The organism is Acidimicrobiales bacterium (genome assembly GCA_035294085.1).
In the GTDB taxonomy this organism is placed as follows: domain Bacteria; phylum Actinomycetota; class Acidimicrobiia; order Acidimicrobiales; family Bog-793; genus DATGLP01.
The window spans coordinates 49,487-66,053 of record DATGLP010000019.1 but is presented as its reverse complement, the minus strand read 5'-3'; the positions used below and the strand labels follow the sequence as shown (position 1 = coordinate 66,053).

At 73.8% G+C, this 16,567-nt stretch carries 16 protein-coding genes; 8 read left to right on the top strand and 8 right to left on the bottom strand.

Annotated features, from left to right (window positions below; all coding sequences use genetic code 11):
• Positions 1–56: 56 nt before the first annotated feature.
• On the top strand, positions 57–290 hold the full coding sequence (locus tag VKV23_06670) for a ferredoxin (GenBank protein HLI15716.1): 234 nt from the start codon (positions 57–59) through the stop codon (positions 288–290).
• Here the strand turns inward: VKV23_06670 and VKV23_06665 are convergent.
• Genes VKV23_06665 through VKV23_06650 form a run of 4 tightly spaced genes read right to left on the bottom strand, consistent with a single transcriptional unit; the run spans position 277 to position 2,048 of the window.
• Positions 277–1,161: a tRNA (adenine-N1)-methyltransferase gene (locus VKV23_06665; protein HLI15715.1), complete on the bottom strand. Its 885-nt coding sequence runs from the start codon at positions 1,159–1,161 to the stop codon at positions 277–279. The two genes, VKV23_06670 and VKV23_06665, sit on opposite strands and share 14 nt — an antisense overlap.
• Positions 1,158–1,427 (bottom strand): hypothetical protein, encoded by a 270-nt coding sequence (locus tag VKV23_06660; protein ID HLI15714.1) that lies wholly within the window; start codon positions 1,425–1,427, stop codon positions 1,158–1,160. The genes VKV23_06665 and VKV23_06660 overlap by 4 nt, the downstream gene beginning before the upstream one ends.
• Before the next feature lie 4 nt (positions 1,428–1,431).
• Entirely contained in the window at positions 1,432–1,677 is a 246-nt protein-coding gene (locus tag VKV23_06655; protein HLI15713.1) for a hypothetical protein, read from the bottom strand.
• A 32-nt stretch (positions 1,678–1,709) separates the two neighbouring features.
• Positions 1,710–2,048 carry a hypothetical protein gene (locus VKV23_06650; GenBank protein HLI15712.1) on the bottom strand — a complete coding sequence of 113 codons (339 nt, stop codon included), beginning with the start codon at positions 2,046–2,048 and terminating at the stop codon, positions 1,710–1,712.
• 123 nt (positions 2,049–2,171) lie between these two features.
• Here VKV23_06650 and VKV23_06645 point away from each other — a divergent pair, with 123 nt between their 5' ends.
• The 7 genes from VKV23_06645 (at position 2,172) to VKV23_06615 (ending at position 9,812) form a co-directional block, all read left to right on the top strand.
• Positions 2,172–2,927 (top strand): fatty acid desaturase, encoded by a 756-nt coding sequence (locus VKV23_06645; protein HLI15711.1) that lies wholly within the window; start codon positions 2,172–2,174, stop codon positions 2,925–2,927.
• Between the two features lie 76 nt (positions 2,928–3,003).
• A complete protein-coding gene (gene tal, locus VKV23_06640; GenBank protein HLI15710.1) occupies positions 3,004–4,134 on the top strand; it encodes a transaldolase in 1,131 nt (376 codons plus the stop codon).
• Between the two features lie 8 nt (positions 4,135–4,142).
• On the top strand, positions 4,143–5,525 hold the full coding sequence (locus VKV23_06635) for a hypothetical protein (GenBank protein HLI15709.1): 1,383 nt from the start codon (positions 4,143–4,145) through the stop codon (positions 5,523–5,525).
• A gap of 15 nt (positions 5,526–5,540) precedes the next feature.
• A complete protein-coding gene (gnd, locus tag VKV23_06630) occupies positions 5,541–6,452 on the top strand; it encodes a decarboxylating 6-phosphogluconate dehydrogenase (GenBank protein HLI15708.1) in 912 nt (303 codons plus the stop codon).
• Positions 6,449–7,993 carry a glucose-6-phosphate dehydrogenase gene (gene zwf, locus VKV23_06625; GenBank protein ID HLI15707.1) on the top strand — a complete coding sequence of 515 codons (1,545 nt, stop codon included), beginning with the start codon at positions 6,449–6,451 and terminating at the stop codon, positions 7,991–7,993. The genes gnd and zwf overlap by 4 nt, the downstream gene beginning before the upstream one ends.
• Positions 7,990–8,694, top strand: coding sequence for a 6-phosphogluconolactonase (locus tag VKV23_06620; protein ID HLI15706.1), 705 nt, complete (start codon positions 7,990–7,992; stop codon positions 8,692–8,694). The genes zwf and VKV23_06620 overlap by 4 nt, the downstream gene beginning before the upstream one ends.
• The gene (locus VKV23_06615) at positions 8,691–9,812 is read left to right on the top strand and encodes a TIGR00730 family Rossman fold protein (protein ID HLI15705.1); all 1,122 of its coding nucleotides are present in this window, start codon (positions 8,691–8,693) and stop codon (positions 9,810–9,812) included. The genes VKV23_06620 and VKV23_06615 overlap by 4 nt, the downstream gene beginning before the upstream one ends.
• Here the strand turns inward: VKV23_06615 and VKV23_06610 are convergent.
• Genes VKV23_06610 through gltB form a run of 4 tightly spaced genes read right to left on the bottom strand, consistent with a single transcriptional unit; the run spans position 9,797 to position 16,442 of the window.
• Positions 9,797–10,147, bottom strand: a complete 351-nt coding sequence (locus tag VKV23_06610) for a phosphomannose isomerase type II C-terminal cupin domain (protein HLI15704.1) — start codon at positions 10,145–10,147, stop codon at positions 9,797–9,799. The two genes, VKV23_06615 and VKV23_06610, sit on opposite strands and share 16 nt — an antisense overlap.
• 43 nt (positions 10,148–10,190) lie before the next feature.
• Entirely contained in the window at positions 10,191–10,388 is a 198-nt protein-coding gene (locus VKV23_06605) for a hypothetical protein (GenBank protein ID HLI15703.1), read from the bottom strand.
• On the bottom strand, positions 10,385–11,890 hold the full coding sequence (locus VKV23_06600) for a glutamate synthase subunit beta (protein ID HLI15702.1): 1,506 nt from the start codon (positions 11,888–11,890) through the stop codon (positions 10,385–10,387). Before VKV23_06600 ends, VKV23_06605 begins: the two co-directional genes overlap by 4 nt.
• On the bottom strand, positions 11,883–16,442 hold the full coding sequence (gene gltB, locus VKV23_06595) for a glutamate synthase large subunit (GenBank protein HLI15701.1): 4,560 nt from the start codon (positions 16,440–16,442) through the stop codon (positions 11,883–11,885). The genes VKV23_06600 and gltB overlap by 8 nt, the downstream gene beginning before the upstream one ends.
• Positions 16,443–16,567 lie beyond the last annotated feature (125 nt).

Sequence of the window (16,567 nt, the reverse complement as noted above, 5' to 3'; positions counted from 1 at the left end):
ACGGGGGGTGCCGCGAGCCGATAGCGTGTAGCTATCGCCCTCTCAAGGAGTCATCGATGAAGGTCTGGATCGACCAGGATCTGTGCACGGGGGACGGTCTCTGCGAGGAGATCTGCCCGAGCGTGTTCACCCTCCAGGAGGACGGCCTCGCCTACGTGAAGGACGGCGACAAGGTGATGAACGACCCCGGCGGTGCCCAGGGGATGGTCGTCGTGCCCGAGGGCCTCGAGGACGCGGTGAGCGAGGCGGCCGAGGAGTGCCCCGGCGAGTGCATCTTCATCGAGCAGTAGGCCATCGCTCGGCAGGCGCCGCCTGGTCACCGGGACCCTCCGCGCCCCCGGGCGCCTCGTCGAGAGCTCGGCGTGCCGTCGTGATGAAGCCCGTGTGGGCCACCATGCGGTGGTCCGGTCGAACGGAGCGCCCCTCGACGTGCCAGCTTCGGTGCAGGACCTCGATGGTCTCGGCTCGCACGAAGGGCGCGCGGGCGAGCTCGAGCCGCAGCGCCGCTGTCTGGTTGATGGTCGGCAGGTAGGCGCAGAGGATCCCGCCTGGTCGCAGCGCCGCAGCTGCGTGACCCACGACGCGCCACGGCTCGGGCAGGTCGAGCAGCACCCGGTCGAGATCCCGCTCTTCGATCCCCTCGTAGACGTCGCGCTCCTCGACCCGGTAGGGGGCGTCGCCGAGCACGTCAGCGACGTTCGCCCGAGCACGCGCCGCGAAGTCGGGGCGCACCTCGTAGCCAACGACCTCGCAGCCCGCCCGCAGCGCCGCGAGGGAGAGCGCCCCCGAGCCCACGCCGGCCTCGAGGACGCGCACCCCGGGGAAGAGGTCAGCGGCGACCACGATCGCCCCGAGGTCCTTCGGGTAGATGACCTGCGCGCCGCGCGGCATCTTCACCACCACATCCGAGAGCGTCGGGCGCAGCACGACGAAGCGACCCGACGCGCCGCCCCGCGCCTCGGCACGCCGGCGGGCGGTCACCTCGCACCCCTCCTCGCGCCCGATCACCTCGTCGTGGGAGACGACGCCGGCGTGCGACTGGAACGCGCCACCGACGGTGAGCCTGACGAGGTAGGTGCGGCCCTTCCGGTCGAGGAGGAGGACACGCTCCCCCGCGGCGAGCGGCCCCCGGGCGACCCCCGGCGACGCACCGGCGCTCACGGCGTGGCGTCGGCGCCTGTGTCCAGGTCGCGTCGAGCGCGCCGGCGCTCGCGCCGGGTGGGGGGCGGCGGGACGTGGGAGACGAGGAGCCGCTCCCCGAGGCGGATCTCGGCCCGCACCACCTTCGGCCGGTCCTGCCGGCTGAGGAGCCGGACGATCCAGGCGGCGACGGCGACGGCGAGCCAGGCTGCGCTCCCCTCGGCGAGCGCGCGCCGCAGGCCGCGGCGCGCGGCCCGGCGGGCCAGGCTGTCGACGAGGCCGAGCACGCCCTCAGACCCGCCGGATCTCGAGCACGCTGGCCCGCCGGCGACCCCGGCGCCGGCCGAGCAGGTACGCCGCCGCCACGACGAGCAGCGCCGCGCTCGCCGCCGCACCGAGCGCGTTCGCCCTGGAACGAGTGACGACGCCGCGCGCGCTGCCCCCGAGCGAGCGGAGCTGTGCCTCGATGTCCGAGAGCGTGACGCGGCCGTCCGGCGGCGCGCCCGGTCGCAGCAGCGCCACGAGGATCGATGTCATCGCCAGTCGCCCTCCCTCCGCAGGTGCCGCCCCTAGCGCTCGCCGTGGCGGCGCGCGCCCCGCAGCGTCGCCGCGACGGCGAGGCCGATGAGCAGGCTGCCGACGACGCCGGTGAGGAGGTAGGGAGCGAAGGACCAGCTCCCGGCGAACGCCGAACCCGTCTCTCCCTGGAGGAGGCGCAGCACGCCAACGAGGGCGAAGAGCGCGGCGACGGCGACGAGCAGCGCTCCGGCGACGCCGAGGCCCACCAGGCGCCCGAGGTGGCGCAGCGGCCCGACGGTCTCCTGGAGCACGTAGCGCCGGACGAGCCGGACCGTGTCGCCGAGCGTCGCCCGCCCGGCGGGCAGCTCCCGGGCGTCGCTCGTCACCATCTGCCTCCTCCCTCGCCGCACGGCTGGCCGCAGGCTACAACGCACGGCGACCCCGGTGCCCGGACGCGGGCGGCGCAGGCGCCGACCGCGGCCGCTCGGATGTCGACCTGCTAACGTGCCCGCGTGCCCGAGGCCCTCCTCGCCGTCCTCGTCGGTTGCGCCGTGTGCGAGGTCGCGCTCTTCGCCACGACCGTCTACCTGCACCGCACCGTGGCGCACCGCGCCCTGCGGCTCGCCCCGTGGGCGAGGTTCGCCTTCCGCTTCGTCATCTGGGTGACGACCGGGATCAAGCCGCGCGAGTGGGCGGCCGTGCACCGCCGCCACCACGCCTTCACCGACGTCGAGGGGGACCCGCACTCCCCGGTGCTCCTCGGATTCTGGAAGGTGCAGCTCGGCAACCCCGTCCTCTACCGGCGCGCGGCGCGCGACGGCGAGACCGTGGGCCTGTACGCGCGAGACGTGCCCCGCGACCGCCTCGACCGGTTCCTGTTCGACCACGCCTTCCTCGGCCTCGGCATCGGCATCGCCGTCCTGTGCCTGAGCCTCGGCTGGGCCTACGGGCTGCTCGCGGCCGGCGTGCACGCTGTCGCCTACCTCATGCTGAACGCCGCGATCAACGCCATCGGCCACGTGCGCGGCAAGAGGACCTACGACAACACGGCGGGCAACAACCAGTGGCTCGCCTGGCTCACCGGGGGCGAGGGCCTCCACAACAACCACCACGCCGCGCCGACGACCGCCCGCCTCGCGCACCGGCGCGGGGAGCTCGACCCCGGGTGGTGGGCGATCCGCCTGCTCGTGGCGCTGCGCTCGGCGAGCGTCCGCCTCGAGCAGCCCCGCCTCGTGTCGGGCCTCGTCGGGGCCGCCGCGCCTCGCTGAGGCCCTCCGGCGACACCGCCGCGAGGCGGCGCCGCCCTACGCTCGTCCCCGGCATGACGCGAGGGAGAGGTCCGCGATGACGAAGCTCCACGATCTGTACGAGCGCTGCGGCCAGAGCGCCTGGATCGACGACCTGAAGCGCAGCTACCTGACGAGCGGCGAGCTCGCCCGACTCATCGACCAGGGCGTCCGGGGGGTCACGTCGAACCCGACGATCATGGCGAAGGCGATCGAGGGAGGCAGCGACTACGACGAGCAGTTCGAGCGGCTCGTACGCGCCGGCGTGCCGGTCGAGGACGTCTACTGGGAGCTCGTCATCGAGGACGTCGTCGGGGCGCTCGACGCCTTCCGCCCGCTCTACGACGCCTCGGGCGGCACGGACGGCTTCGTCTCGGTCGAGGTGGCGCCGGACCTGGCGCACGACACCGCCGGCACGATCGCGGCGGCGCGCCGGCTCCACGAGCGCATCGGCCGGCCGAACCTGCTCGTCAAGATCCCGGCGACGCCCGAGGGGATACCGGCCATCGAGGAGATGATCGCCGAGGGGCGCAGCACCAACGTGACGCTGATCTTCTCCCTCGAGCGCTACCACGCCGTGATCGACGCCTACCTCGCCGGCCTGCGGCGCCTCGTCGCGGCGGGCGGCGACCCGGGCCGCGTCGCCTCGGTCGCCTCCTTCTTCGTGAGCCGGGTCGACACCGAGGTCGACCGGCGGCTCGAGGCCGTCGCCGCAAGCGCAGACGAGGAGACGGCGCGCCGTGCTCACGCGCTCCGGGGCACCGTCGCCCTCGCCCAGGCACGCGCCGCCTACGAGCTGTTCCGACACGCCTTCGACGCGCCGGCCTTCGCCGACCTGGCAGGGCGGGGCGCGCGCGTGCAGCGCCCGCTGTGGGCGTCGACCTCGACGAAGAACCCCGCCTACCCCGACCTGCTCTACGTCGACGGCCTCATCGGCCCCGACACGGTGAACACGATGCCCCTCGCCACCCTCGAGGCCTTCCTCGACCACGGGACCGTCGAGCGCACGGTGGACACGGACCTCCCGGCGGCGCACGCCGCCCTCGCCGAGGCCGGTGCCCTCGGCCTCGACCTGCGAGAGATCACCGACCTCCTCGAGCAGGAGGGTGTCGCCGCCTTCGCGAAGTCCTTCGACGGGCTCCTCGACGACCTCCGGGCGAAGGCCGCAGCCCTCGGCGCTCGGAGCTGAGAGCGCCCGTGGTGACCGGACGCGACCCGCGAGAGCTGCTGCGACGCCTCGAGGCGCACGACGCCACCCTCTGGCCGCCGGGGAACGTCTCTCGCGACCGGCTCGGCTGGCTCGAGGTTGCCCGGGAGATGGAGCGCGAGGCTCGCGAGCTGCGTCGCTGGGCGGAGACGATCGACCAGGACCGGGTCGTCCTCCTCGGCATGGGCGGATCGTCGCTCGGCCCCGCCGTCCTCGGCGCCTTCGCCGAGGCCTTCGCGGAGTGGCGCGGCCGGAGGATCGTCGTGTGCGACACGACCGATCCCGACACCGTCGCCGCGACGCCGATCGAGGACGCCTTCGTCCTCGTCTCCTCGAAGTCCGGGACGACCCTCGAGACCGAGGTCCTCTTCGCCGCGGCGCGCCAGCGTCTTCGCGACCTGCGTCGCTACGCGGTCATCACCGACCCCGGGACCCCCCTCGCCCGCGAAGCCGACTCCCTCGGGGTCAACCGGATCTTCGTCAACCGTCCCGACATCGGGGGTCGCTACTCGGTCCTCAGCTACTTCGGCCTCGTCCCGGCCGCACTGGCCGGCTACGACGTCGCCGAGCTGTGCGGTCGCGCCCTCGACATCGACCGCCTGGAGGCGGTCGAGCTCGGCCTCGCGATGGCCGACGCCGCACTCGAGGGGCGCGACAAGGCGACGATAAGGACCGACGAGCGGGCGCGCCCGTTCGGGCTGTGGGTCGAGCAGCTCATCGCCGAGTCGACGGGCAAGCAGGGCCGAGGCATCGTGCCCGTCCCCACGAGCGACGACGAGGACGGCGACGACCGCTTCCACCTTCCCGTCAGCTTCGACGCGGCCCACGAGCTCGGAGGTGCCTTCGCCCGCTTCGAGGTGGCGACCGCCGTCGCGGGGCACGTTCTCCGGATCGACCCCTTCGACGAGCCGAACGTCGCGGAGTCCAAGGCCAACACGAGCGCCGTGCTCGCGAAGCTCCCCCTCGAGCCGCCGCCGGCGGCCGAGGTGGCCGACGTCGAGGACTTCCTCGCTGCCACACTGCGTCCTGGCGACTACGTCGCCATCCAGGCGTACCTCCCCTACGGCAGCGAGGAGCGCCTCGAGGCGGCACGCCGGGCGATCCGGGACCGCCACGGTGGCCTCGCGGTGACCGCGGGCTACGGCCCGCGCTTCTTGCACTCGACGGGTCAGCTCCACAAGGGTGGCCCGGACAGCGTCGTCGCGCTCCAGGTCGTCGCGCGCGCACACGCCGAGCGTGTGCCGATCCCCGGTCGCCCCTACGACTTCGCGACCCTGATCGACGCCCAGGCGATCGGCGACTACCAGAGCCTCGTGCACCACGGGCGCCGGGTGCTGCGCGTCGCGGCGAGCGACCCCGGCGAGCTCGCCTGAGCGGGAGGGGATCAGATGCACGTCGGGATGGTCGGCCTCGGACGGATGGGTGCGAACATGTCGCTGCGCCTCGTCGGCCACGGCCACGACGTGCTCGGCTACGACCTCGGTGCCCCGGCGCGCCAGGCGCTCGAGGCGAAGGGGGTGCCGACCGTCGCGAGCCTCGCCGAGCTCGCCGCCAGGCTCCCCCGGCCCCGCCTCGTCTGGGTGATGGTGCCCGCCGGCCAACCGACCGACGACACCGTGGCAGCCCTCGCCGACCTCCTCGAGGCGGGCGACGTCGTCGTGGACGGCGGCAACTCGAACTACAAGACGGCCGCGGCCTACGCCGCGACGCTCTCGGCACGCGCGATCCACTTCGTCGACGCGGGCACGTCCGGCGGCGTGTGGGGCCTGGAGGAGGGCTACTGCCTCATGGTCGGCGGCAGCGACGAGGCGGTCGCCCTCGCCGAGCCCGTCTTCCGCGCGCTCGCCCCCGAGGGCGGCTACGCCCACGTCGGTCCCGTCGGCGCCGGCCACTTCGTGAAGATGGTGCACAACGGGATCGAGTACGGCCTGATGCAGGCCTACGCCGAGGGCTTCGAGCTCATGGCCGCGGCGAGCGAGTTCGACCTCGACCTCCACGAGATCGCCTCGATCTGGCGCTACGGCTCGGTCGTACGCTCCTGGCTCCTCGATCTCACCGAGGCGGCGCTGCGCCCCGGCGCCGGCTTCGAGTCGATCGAGGGCGTCGTCGAGGACTCCGGCGAGGGACGCTGGACCGTCGAGGAGGCGGTCGCACGCGGCGTGCCGGCGCCGGTCATCACCGCCTCCCTCTACCGGCGCTTCGAGTCGCGCCAGCGCGACTCGTTCGGGGCGCGTCTGCTCGCCGCGCTGCGCAACCAGTTCGGCGGGCACGCCGTCGTCCGTCGCGAGGCTGGCCAGTGACCGCGGACGCGCCCGTGGCGGGCGAGGAGGGCGCGCGCGCCGGCGGGCCGGGCGGTCCTGCGTCGGCACGTCGCCCGGACCCGCTCGTCCTCGTCGTCTTCGGCGCCTCCGGCGACCTCGCCCATCGGAAGATCCTCCCGGCGCTCGCCAAGCTCGCCGAGCGCGACGCGCTGCCGACGCGCCTGTGCGTCGTCGGCGTGGCGCGCTCGCCGATGAGCGACGACGACTTCCGCAAGGCATGTCTCGACGCGGCCGAGGAGCCGAACGGCGCGCGCTGGCGCCACCTCGTCGACCGCTTCCGCTACCTGCAGGGCGACTACGGGGACGACGCCACCTTCGCTCGCCTGGCCGCCCTGCTCGGCGAGCTCGACGCGTCGGTGGGGACCTCGGGCAACCGCGTCTACTACCTCGCCACGGTTCCCTCGCAGTTCGCGGCCGTCGCCGCCGGGCTGGCGCGCCACGGCGCGAGCAGACCGGGACCCGGCGGCAGCTTCGCGCGCCTCGTCGTCGAGAAGCCCTTCGGCCTCGACCTGGCGAGCGCCCGCGAACTCGATGCCGCCCTCCACGAGCACTTCGACGAGGAGCAGATCTTCCGGATCGACCACTACATGGGCAAGGAGACGGTCCAGAACGTCCTCGCGCTCCGCTTCGCGAACGCCATCTTCGAGCCGATCTGGAACCGTCGCTACGTCGACCACGTCCAGGTGACGGTCGCCGAGTCGCTCGGCGTCGAGCACCGCGGCGCCTTCTACGAGAGCGCCGGCGCACTGCGCGACATCGTGCAGAACCACGTCATGCAGGTGCTGTCGCTCACCTTGATGGAGCCACCGACCACCATGGATGCGGCCGCGATCCGCGACGAGAAGGTGAAGCTGCTGCGCGCCGTCGTCATTCCCTCCCCCGAGGAGGAGGCGACGCGCGCCGTGCGCGCGCAGTACGTGGCCGGCTCGATCGACGGCCAGCCCGTGCCCGGCTACCGGGAGGAGGAGGGGGTCGACCCCGCCTCGCGCACCGAGACCTACGTCGCGATGGAGCTCGCGGTGGAGAACTGGCGCTGGGCGGGCGTCCCGATCTTCGTGCGCACGGGCAAGCGGCTCCGCAAGCGCGCGACGCAGGTGACGATGACCTTCCAGCGGCCGCCGCACCTCGCGTTCGCCGGCCGCCTCACCCGGGGGCTGCGACCGGACGCGCTGACGCTGCGGATCCAGCCCGACGAGGGCGTCACCCTGTCGTTCGGCGCGAAGGTGCCCGGTCCGAGCTTCGAGGTGCGAAGCGTCGAGATGGCCTTCTCCTACCAGGACGCCTTCCCCGGCCCGCCCCAGGACGCCTACGAGCGCCTCCTCCTCGATGCGATGACCGGCGACCCGATGCTCTTCATCCGAAGCGACGAGGTCGAGCAGGCCTGGAAGATCGTCGCCCCCCTCCAGGCGGCCTTCGCCGGCGACGACGTCCCCCTCTCCCGCTACGTCGCGGGGACCTACGGTCCCGTCGAGGCCGACCGCCTCATCGAGTCGACCGGCCGTCACTGGCGCAACCCGTGAGCACCCCTGCCCGAGGCGAGTGGCGCGTCGTGGACGACGTGCCCGACGCGTTCGCCCGGCTCGTGCGCGAGGAGTGCGCGGCCGTCCTCGCCAGGCGCGAGGACGGCCGACCGTTCCGCCTCGGCTGCTCGGGCGGCCAGTCGGGGCGGGCGTGCTTCGAGCGCCTCGCCCGCGAGCCCCTCCCCTGGTCGCGCGTGGCGTGCTACTTCGCCGACGAGCGCTGCGTCGAGCCGACGTCCCCCGATGCCAACGCCGAGCTCGTCCGTCGGTCCCTCGGCGCCCACGTCGGCGAGCTGGCCGGGTTCCACCCGATGTCGTGCGAGGCCGGGCCCGCGGCCTACGAGGCGCTCCTTCGCGCGCACGGACTACCCGACCTCCTCCAGCTCGGGCTCGGGCCCGACGGACACACCGCGTCGCTCTTCCCGGGCTCGGCCGGCCTCGACGCGCCGCCGGAACGCCTCGTCGTGGCGAACGAGGACCCGAGCGGCACGAACCGCTTCTCGCGCCTCAGCCTCACCCTCGGCGCGATCGCGCGCTGCGGACTCGTGGTCTTCACCGTGATCGAGCCCTCGCGCGCGCCCGCGCTCGCGGCGGTGGCTGGCGGCGAGGACCTCCCCGCAGCGCGGGTCAGCGCGCACCGGGTCGTGTGGCTCGTGAGCGCCGAGGCGGCCGCCGGCCTGCACACGGCGGCGGGGCGGTGAGCGAGCGACGAAGCTCGCCCGGCGAGCGCGGCGAGCCGATCGTCCGCCGGGAGGTCGCGGCGCCGATCGACCGGCCTGCGCTCGTCGAGGCGCTCCTCGACTCGACGGGTGTGCGCCGCAACCGCGACGTCCTGCGCTCGCTGCTCCTCGCCGCGCTCGACCTCGTCCACGCCGACGCGGACCGCCTCGACCTGAAGATCGCTCGCTCGGCGCTCGCCGAGATGAGCGAGGCCTTCAAGATGTTCGCTCCCTACCGGGACGTGCCGAAGGTCACCCTGTTCGGCTCGGCGCGCGCCGCGCCGACGGACCGCCTCTACACGCTCGCGCGCGAGCTCGCCCGGCGGATGGCGGCGGCCGGTTGGATGGTCGTCACCGGCGCCGGCCCCGGCATCATGGCCGCGGGCAACGAAGGGGCCGGGCGGCACATGACCATCGGCGTCAACATCCGCCTGCCCTTCGAGTCCGAGCCGAACTCGTGGATCGCGGACGACGAGAAGCTCGTCGAGATGAAGTACTTCTTCACCCGCAAGCTGATGCTCATGAAGGAGTCGACCGGCTTCCTCGTCCTCCCCGGCGGCTTCGGCACCCTCGACGAGTGCTTCGAGCTGCTGACCTTGCTCCAGACCGGCAAGGCCGAGCCGGCGCCGATCGTCCTCATGGACCCCCCCGGCGACTCCTACTGGAAGGCGTGGGAGTCCTTCGTCCAGACCCAGGTGTACGCCCGCGGCCTCGCGGACCTGCTCGACAGCGCCCTCTACCGCATCACCGACGACGTCGACGAGGCGATCGCCGAGCTGACCGGGTTCCACGCCAACTACCACTCGCGCCGCTTCGTCGAGCGCGTGATGGTCATCCGCCTGCGCAAGGCCCCCGACGACGAGGAGCTCGCCATGCTGTCCGAGGCGTTCGCCGACATCTGCTCGCCGCGGGGGATCTGGCGGACGCCGCCGCTGCCGGCCGAGCGGGCGGACGGCGACCACCTCGAGCTCGAGCGGATCGCCCTCGAGTTCGACCGTGCCCACCACGGCCGGCTCCGCCAGCTCATCGACGCCCTCAACGCCCTCGTGCAGCCGCCCGGCGGCGCGGCGGGCAGCGGCGGCCGTCAGCCGCGGCCGTAGTCGTCCTCGAGCCGCACGATGTCGTCCTCGCCGAAGTACTCCCCGTGCTGGACCTCGACGAAGACGAGGTCGTCCTCCCCCCCGTTGGCGACGCGGTGGGCGGTGCCCGCCGGGACGTCGATCGCCGAGCCGGGCCCGACGGCGTGCTCGGCGCCGTCGAGGGTGACCGTGCCCCGCCCGCGAACGACGAACCAGTGCTCCGAGCGCCTCGCGTGCCGCTGGTAGCTGAGGCGTTCGCCCGGCCGCACGGTGATGCGCTTCACCTTGTGGTCGGGGGCGTCGTCGAGGACGGTGTAGGAACCCCAGGGCCGCTCGTCGTGCTCGTGCTTGTCCATGTCGACATCATGGCCGCACGCGGCCGCTGAGGCGAGGACCGCCTCAGGCCTCCTCGCCGCCGAGCAGCGCGATCGCGCGCTCGATGGCGTGGCGCGCCCGGGTGACGCGCCGCTCGAGCGGTGGCCGAGCCGTCGCGCCGGCCTCGGCCGCACGGCGCAGGGCGTCGAGGGCGACGTCGTCGAGGCGCTCGCTGAGCGCGCGCAGCTCGCCGACGATCGCGGCGAGCTCGCCCTCGCTCATGCCAGCGCGCGCGCCCCCGGACGCAGCGGCGCGGGGAGGTCGCTCGATCCCGTGAGGTAGCGATCGACCGCGGCCGCGGCCGAGCGGCCCTCGGCGATCGCCCAGACGACGAGGCTCTGGCCGCGCGCCGCGTCACCGCAGGCGAACACGCCCGGCCGGCTCGTCATGAACGAGCCGTCGACGGCGATGGTGCCGCGCTCGTCGAGCTCGAGGCCGAGCTCGGCCACCACCCCGGTCCGCTCGGGACCGAGGAAGCCGAGCGCGAGCAGGACGAGCTCGGCTCGCAGCTCCAGCGCGCCGCCGGGAACCGGCACGAACGCCGGTCGGCCGTCCACGACCTGGCGCTCGACGCGCTCGGCCCGCAGCGCGCCGACCGCCCCCGTCCCGTCGTCGACGAGCTCCGAGGTGGCGACCGAGTAGAGCCGCTCGCCGCCCTCCTCGTGGGCGGCGGCGAGGCGCAGGATCGCCGGCCAGGTCGGCCACGGGGTCTCGGGCGGCCGGGTCGTCGGCGGCTCGGGGAGGATCTCGAGCTGGTGCACCGACGCCGCGCCCTGGCGGTGGACCGTGCCGAGACAGTCGGCGCCGGTGTCGCCGCCTCCGATGATGACGACGTGGCGGCCCGCCGCGCTGATCGGCGGCGTCTCGCGGGTGCCCTCGCAGGTGAGGTTCGCCCCCTTCAGGTACTCCATGGCGAAGTGCACGCCACGAAGCTGGCGCCCCGGGACCGCGAGGTCGCGCGGGCGCGTCGCGCCGATGGCGAGCACGACCGCGTCGAAGGACTCGACGAGGCGCTCGGCGGGCACGACGGTGGCGTCGGCCGCCGCGGCACCGGGGACCTCGCCGCGGGCCCCCTCGCCGACCGCCGTCCGCACCCGCAGCTCGGTGCCCTCCGCCACCATCTGGGCGAGGCGCCGGTCGATGACCGCCTTCTCGAGCTTGAACTCCGGGACGCCGTAGCGCAGGAGGCCGCCGATGCGCTCGGCGCGCTCGAAGACCACCACGCGGTGGCCCGCCCGGGTGAGCTGCTGGGCGGCCGCGAGCCCGGCGGGGCCGGAGCCGACGACGGCGACGGAGCGACCGGTCGGAGCGCTCGGGACGACCGGTGCGAGGCCGCGGCCCGCGGCCCACTCGGCGAGCTCGTACTCGACCTGCTTGATCGTGACGGGGTCCGAGGCGATGCCGAGGACGCAGGCCGCCTCGCAGGGTGCCGGGCAGAGCCGTCCGGTGAACTCCGGGAAGTTGTTCGTCGCGTGCAGGCGCTCGCTCGCGTCGTCGAGGCGGTCGCGCCAGGTGAGGTCGTTCCAGTCCGGGATGAGGTTCCCGAGCGGGCAGCCCTCGTGGCAGAAGGGGATCCCGCAGTCCATGCAGCGCGACGCCTGGGCGCGCAGCTTGTCCTTCGGGAACGGGCGGTAGACCTCGCGCCAGTCGCGCACCCGCTCGGCCACCGGGCGCCGCTCGGGGCCCTCGCGCCCGACCTTGAGGAAGCCGCGGGGGTCAGCCATGGGCGGCCGCCATGATGGCGTCCTCGACGGACATCCCCCGCTCGATCGCCAGGCTCGTCGCCTCGAGGACGCGGCGGTAGTCCTTCGGCATCACCTTGACGAAGCGACCGAGCACCTCCCGCCCGCCGGCGACGAGGCGGCTGGCGAGCGGCGAGCCGGTGCGCTCGAGGTGCGCGTGGAGGAGCGAGGAGACGACCTCTTCGTCCTCCTCGTCGAGCGGCTCGAGGAAGACCATCTCCCGGTTCACCCGGCTCGGGAACGCCCCGTCGGGGTCGTAGACGTAGGCGATGCCGCCCGACATCCCCGCCGCGAAGTTCCGCCCCGTGCGCCCGAGGACGACGACGGTGCCGCCCGTCATGTACTCGCAGCCGTGGTCGCCGACGCCCTCGACGACCGCCGTCGCCCCGGAGTTGCGCACGCAGAAGCGCTCCCCCACCCGGCCCGAGACGAACAGCTCGCCGGCCGTCGCCCCGTAGGCGCAGACGTTGCCCGCGATGATGTTCTCCTCGGGGGCAAAGGGGGAGCCGACGGGCGGGCGGAGGACGACCCGGCCGCCCGAGAGGCCCTTGGCCACGTAGTCGTTCGCGTCGCCGAAGAGCGTGATCTCGATCCCTCTCGGGAGGAACGCGCCGAGGCTCTGGCCCGCCGAGCCGGTGAGGCGGATGCGGATCGTGCCGTCCGGCAGCCCCTTCGCCCCGTACCGGCGCGTCACCTCGTGGCCGAGCATCGTCCCGATCGTCCGGTGCACGTTGCGCACGGGGCGCTCGATCTCGACCGGCGCGCCGCGCTCGAGGGCCTCGCGCGACGCGGCGATGAGCTCGTTGTCGAGCGCGCGCTCAAGGCCGTGCTCCTGGGGGCGGACCCGGTGGAGCGCGCACGGGCCGTGCACCGACTCGGCCGGGGCGAGCAGCGGCGTGAGGTCGAGGCCGGACGCCTTGTAGTGGTCGAGGGCCCGGGCCACGTCGAGGCACTCGACGTGGCCGACGGCCTCCTCGAGCGAGCGGAAGCCGAGCGCGGCGAGGTGCTCGCGCACCTCCTCGGCGATGAAGGTGAAGAAGTTCTCCACGAACTCCGGCCGCCCCGTGAAGCGCCGGCGCAGCTCCGGGTTCTGCGTGGCGATGCCGACCGGGCAGGTGTCGAGGTGGCAGACGCGCATCATGACGCAGCCCGACACGACGAGGGGGGCCGTCGCGAAGCCGAACTCCTCGGCGCCGAGCAGGGCCGCGACGACGACGTCGCGCCCGGTCTTCATCTGGCCGTCGACCTGCACGACGATGCGGTCCCGCAGCCCGTTGCGCACGAGGGTCTGCTGCGTCTCGGCGAGGCCGAGCTCCCAGGGGGCACCGGCGTGCTTGATGGAGGTGAGGGGCGCCGCGCCCGTCCCGCCGTCGTGGCCGGAGATGAGGACGACGTCGGCGTGCGCCTTCGCCACGCCGGCCGCCACGGTCCCGACCCCCACCTCGGCGACGAGCTTCACGTGGACGCGCGCCGCGGGGTTGGCGTTCTTCAGGTCGTAGATCAGCTGGGCGAGGTCCTCGATCGAGTAGATGTCGTGGTGCGGCGGCGGCGAGATGAGGCCGACGCCCGGCGTCGAGTAGCGGGTCGCGGCGATCCACGGGTAGACCTTGTGGCCCGGGAGCTGGCCCCCCTCGCCGGGCTTGGCCCCCTGGGCCATCTTGATCTGCAGGTCGTCCGCGTTCACGAGGTACTCGCTCGTCACGCCGAAGCGCCCGGAAGCCACCTGCTTGATCGCGCTGCGCCGCGAGTCGCCGTTGGGGTCGGGGACGTAGCGCGCCGGGTCCTCGCCGCCCTCGCCCGTGTTCGACTTGCCGCCGAGGCGGTTCATCGCGATCGCGAGCGTCTCGTGCGCCTCGGCGGAGATCGAGCCGTAGGACATGGCGCCCGTGGCGAAGCGCCGCACGATCGACTCGACCGGCTCGACCTCCTCGAGGGGCACCGGCGGGCGCGGCGCGTCCGGGCCGGTCCGCAGCCGGAGCAGCCCGCGCAGCGTCGCCAGGCGCTCGGACTGGTCGTCGACGAGGCGCGTGTACTCCTTGAAGATCTCGTAGCGCTTCGCGCGCGTCGCGTGCTGGAGCTTGAAGACCGTCCTCGGGTTGAAGAGGTGGTACTCGCCCTCGCGCCGCCACTGGTACTCGCCGCCCACCTCGAGCTCGCGGTGCGCGAGACGTCCCGGCGAGGCGTGGAAGGCCAGGGCGTGGCGCCTGGCCACCTCCGCCGCGATCTCCTCGAGGCCGATACCGCCGAGGCGGCTCGTCGTCCCCGTGAAGTACCGCTCGACGAGCCCCTCGTCGAGGCCGATCGCCTCGAAGACCTGGGCGCCCGTGTAGGAGGCGATCGTCGAGATGCCCATCTTCGACATCACCTTCAAGATCCCCTTGCTCGCCGCCTTGAGGTAGTGCTGCACGGCGCGCCGCTCGCTCTCGCCGGCGAGCTCGCCCCGGCGCGCGAGGTCGGCGACCGTCTCGATGGCGAGGTAGGGGTTGACGGCCGCGGCGCCGTAGCCGATCAGGAGCGCGAGGTGGTGCACCTCCCGGGCGTCGCCCGACTCGACGACGAGGCCGGCGCGCGTGCGCGCCCGGGCTCGCACGAGGTGGTGGTGCACCGCCGAGGTGAGCAGCAGCGACGGGATCGGCGCGAGCTCGGCGTTCGCGTGCCGGTCCGACAGCACGACGACGTTCGCACCGCCCTCGATGGCGGCGAGCACCTCGTCGCAGATCCGCTCGAGCGCGGCCTCGAGCGCGGCGCCGCCGCCGCCCACCTCGAAGAGGCCGTCGACGACGAAGGAGCGGAAGGCGGGCGTCTCCCCGTGCTCGTTGACGTAGAGGAGCTTGGCGAGCGCGTCGTTGTCGATGACCGGCTGCTCGAGCACGATCTGGCGGCACGACTCCGGCCCGGGCTCGAGCAGGTTGCCCTCTGCCCCGATCGTGCCCGCGAGCGACGTGACGAGCTCCTCGCGAATGGCGTCGAGCGGCGGGTTCGTCACCTGGGCGAACAGCTGGGTGAAGTAGTCGAACAGCAGGCGCGGGCGGTCCGAGAGCACCGCGACGGGGGTGTCCGAGCCCATCGAGCCGACCGGCTCGGCCCGGCTCATCGCCATCGGCGCGAGGATGAGGCGCAGGTCCTCCGCGCTGTAGCCGAAGAGGCGCTGCTGGGGGACGAGCGACCCGTGCTGGGGCACGAGGACGCGCCGTGGCGGCAGGTCCGCGAGGCGCACGAGGCCGCGCTCGAGCCACTCGCCGTAGGGGTGGGCGGCCGCGAGGGTCTCCTTGACCTCCGCGTCGTCGACGATGCGGCCTTCGGCGGTGTCCACGAGGAACATGCGCCCCGGCTGGAGGCGCCCCTTCGCGACCACGTGCTCGGACCCGACGTCGAGCACGCCGACCTCGGACGCGAGCACGACGAGGCCGTCGTCGGTGACCCAGTAGCGCGCCGGGCGCAGGCCGTTGCGATCGAGCAGCGCGCCGATGACGGTGCCGTCGGTGAAGGCGACCGCCGCCGGCCCGTCCCACGGCTCCATGAGGCAGCCGTGGTACTCGTAGAAGGCCCGCAGCGACGGAGACATCTCGGCGTCGTTCTCCCACGCCTCGGGGATCATCATGAGGATCGCGTGCGCGATCGACCGCCCGCCGAGGTGCAGGAGCTCGAGCGCCTCGTCGAAGGAGGCCGAGTCGCTCGCCCCCGGGGTCAGGATCGGGCAGATCCGCTCGAGGTCGCCGGGGATGAGGCGGCTCCGCAGCAGGGCCTCGCGCGCCCGCATCCAGTTGCGGTTGCCGCCGATCGTGTTGATCTCCCCGTTGTGGGCGATGAGCCGGTAGGGGTGCGCGAGCGGCCAGGACGGGAAGGTGTTCGTCGAGAAGCGCGAGTGCACGAGCGCGAGGGCGCTCTCGACGCGAGGGTCGGAGATGTCCGGGAAGAAGCGGCGCAGCTGCTCGGTCGCGAGCATCCCCTTGTAGACGAAGGTCCTCGTCGACAGCGAGGGGAAGTAGCAGCCGGCGACGGTGCGCTCGGCACGCTTTCGCAGCACGAACGCCAGGCGCTCGAGCGCGAGGCCCGCGGCCTTCGCGTGCGGGCCGTCGGGGTCCGGGGCGACGAAGGCCTGCCAGAAGCTCGGCGCGACGCGCCGCGCGCCAGGACCGGCCACGTCGAGCTCGACGGGGACCGGCCGCCAGCCGAGGACGCGCAGGCCCTCCTCGCTGGCGAGCTCGCCGATGGCGGCGCGCGCTCGCGCGGCACCGTCGGGCTCGCGCGGCAGGAAGGCGATCCCGCTCGCGTAGCGCCCGGGTTCGGGGAGGTCCACGCCGGCGACCTCGGCGAAGAAGCGGTGCGGGAGCTGCAGGAGGATCCCCGCGCCGTCGCCCGTCTCGGGATCGGCGCCGAACGCGCCGCGGTGCGCGAGGTTCTCGAGCGCGTCGAGCGCGAGCTCGACGATGCGGTGGCTCGGCCCCCGTCGCAGGTCGGCGACGAACGCCACGCCGCACGCGTCGTGCTCGAAGCGCGCGTCGTACAGACCGGTGGTGGAGCTCCCGTCCATCGCGTCCCTCGTCGTCGTGCCGCGCCCTGCGGCTTCGCCACCGGGACGCCGTTGGCCCGGTGCCGTCAGTGTACACGCGCCCTGCGGCGCGCCCGCCAGTTGCGCGCGACCCCTGCGAGGGCGTA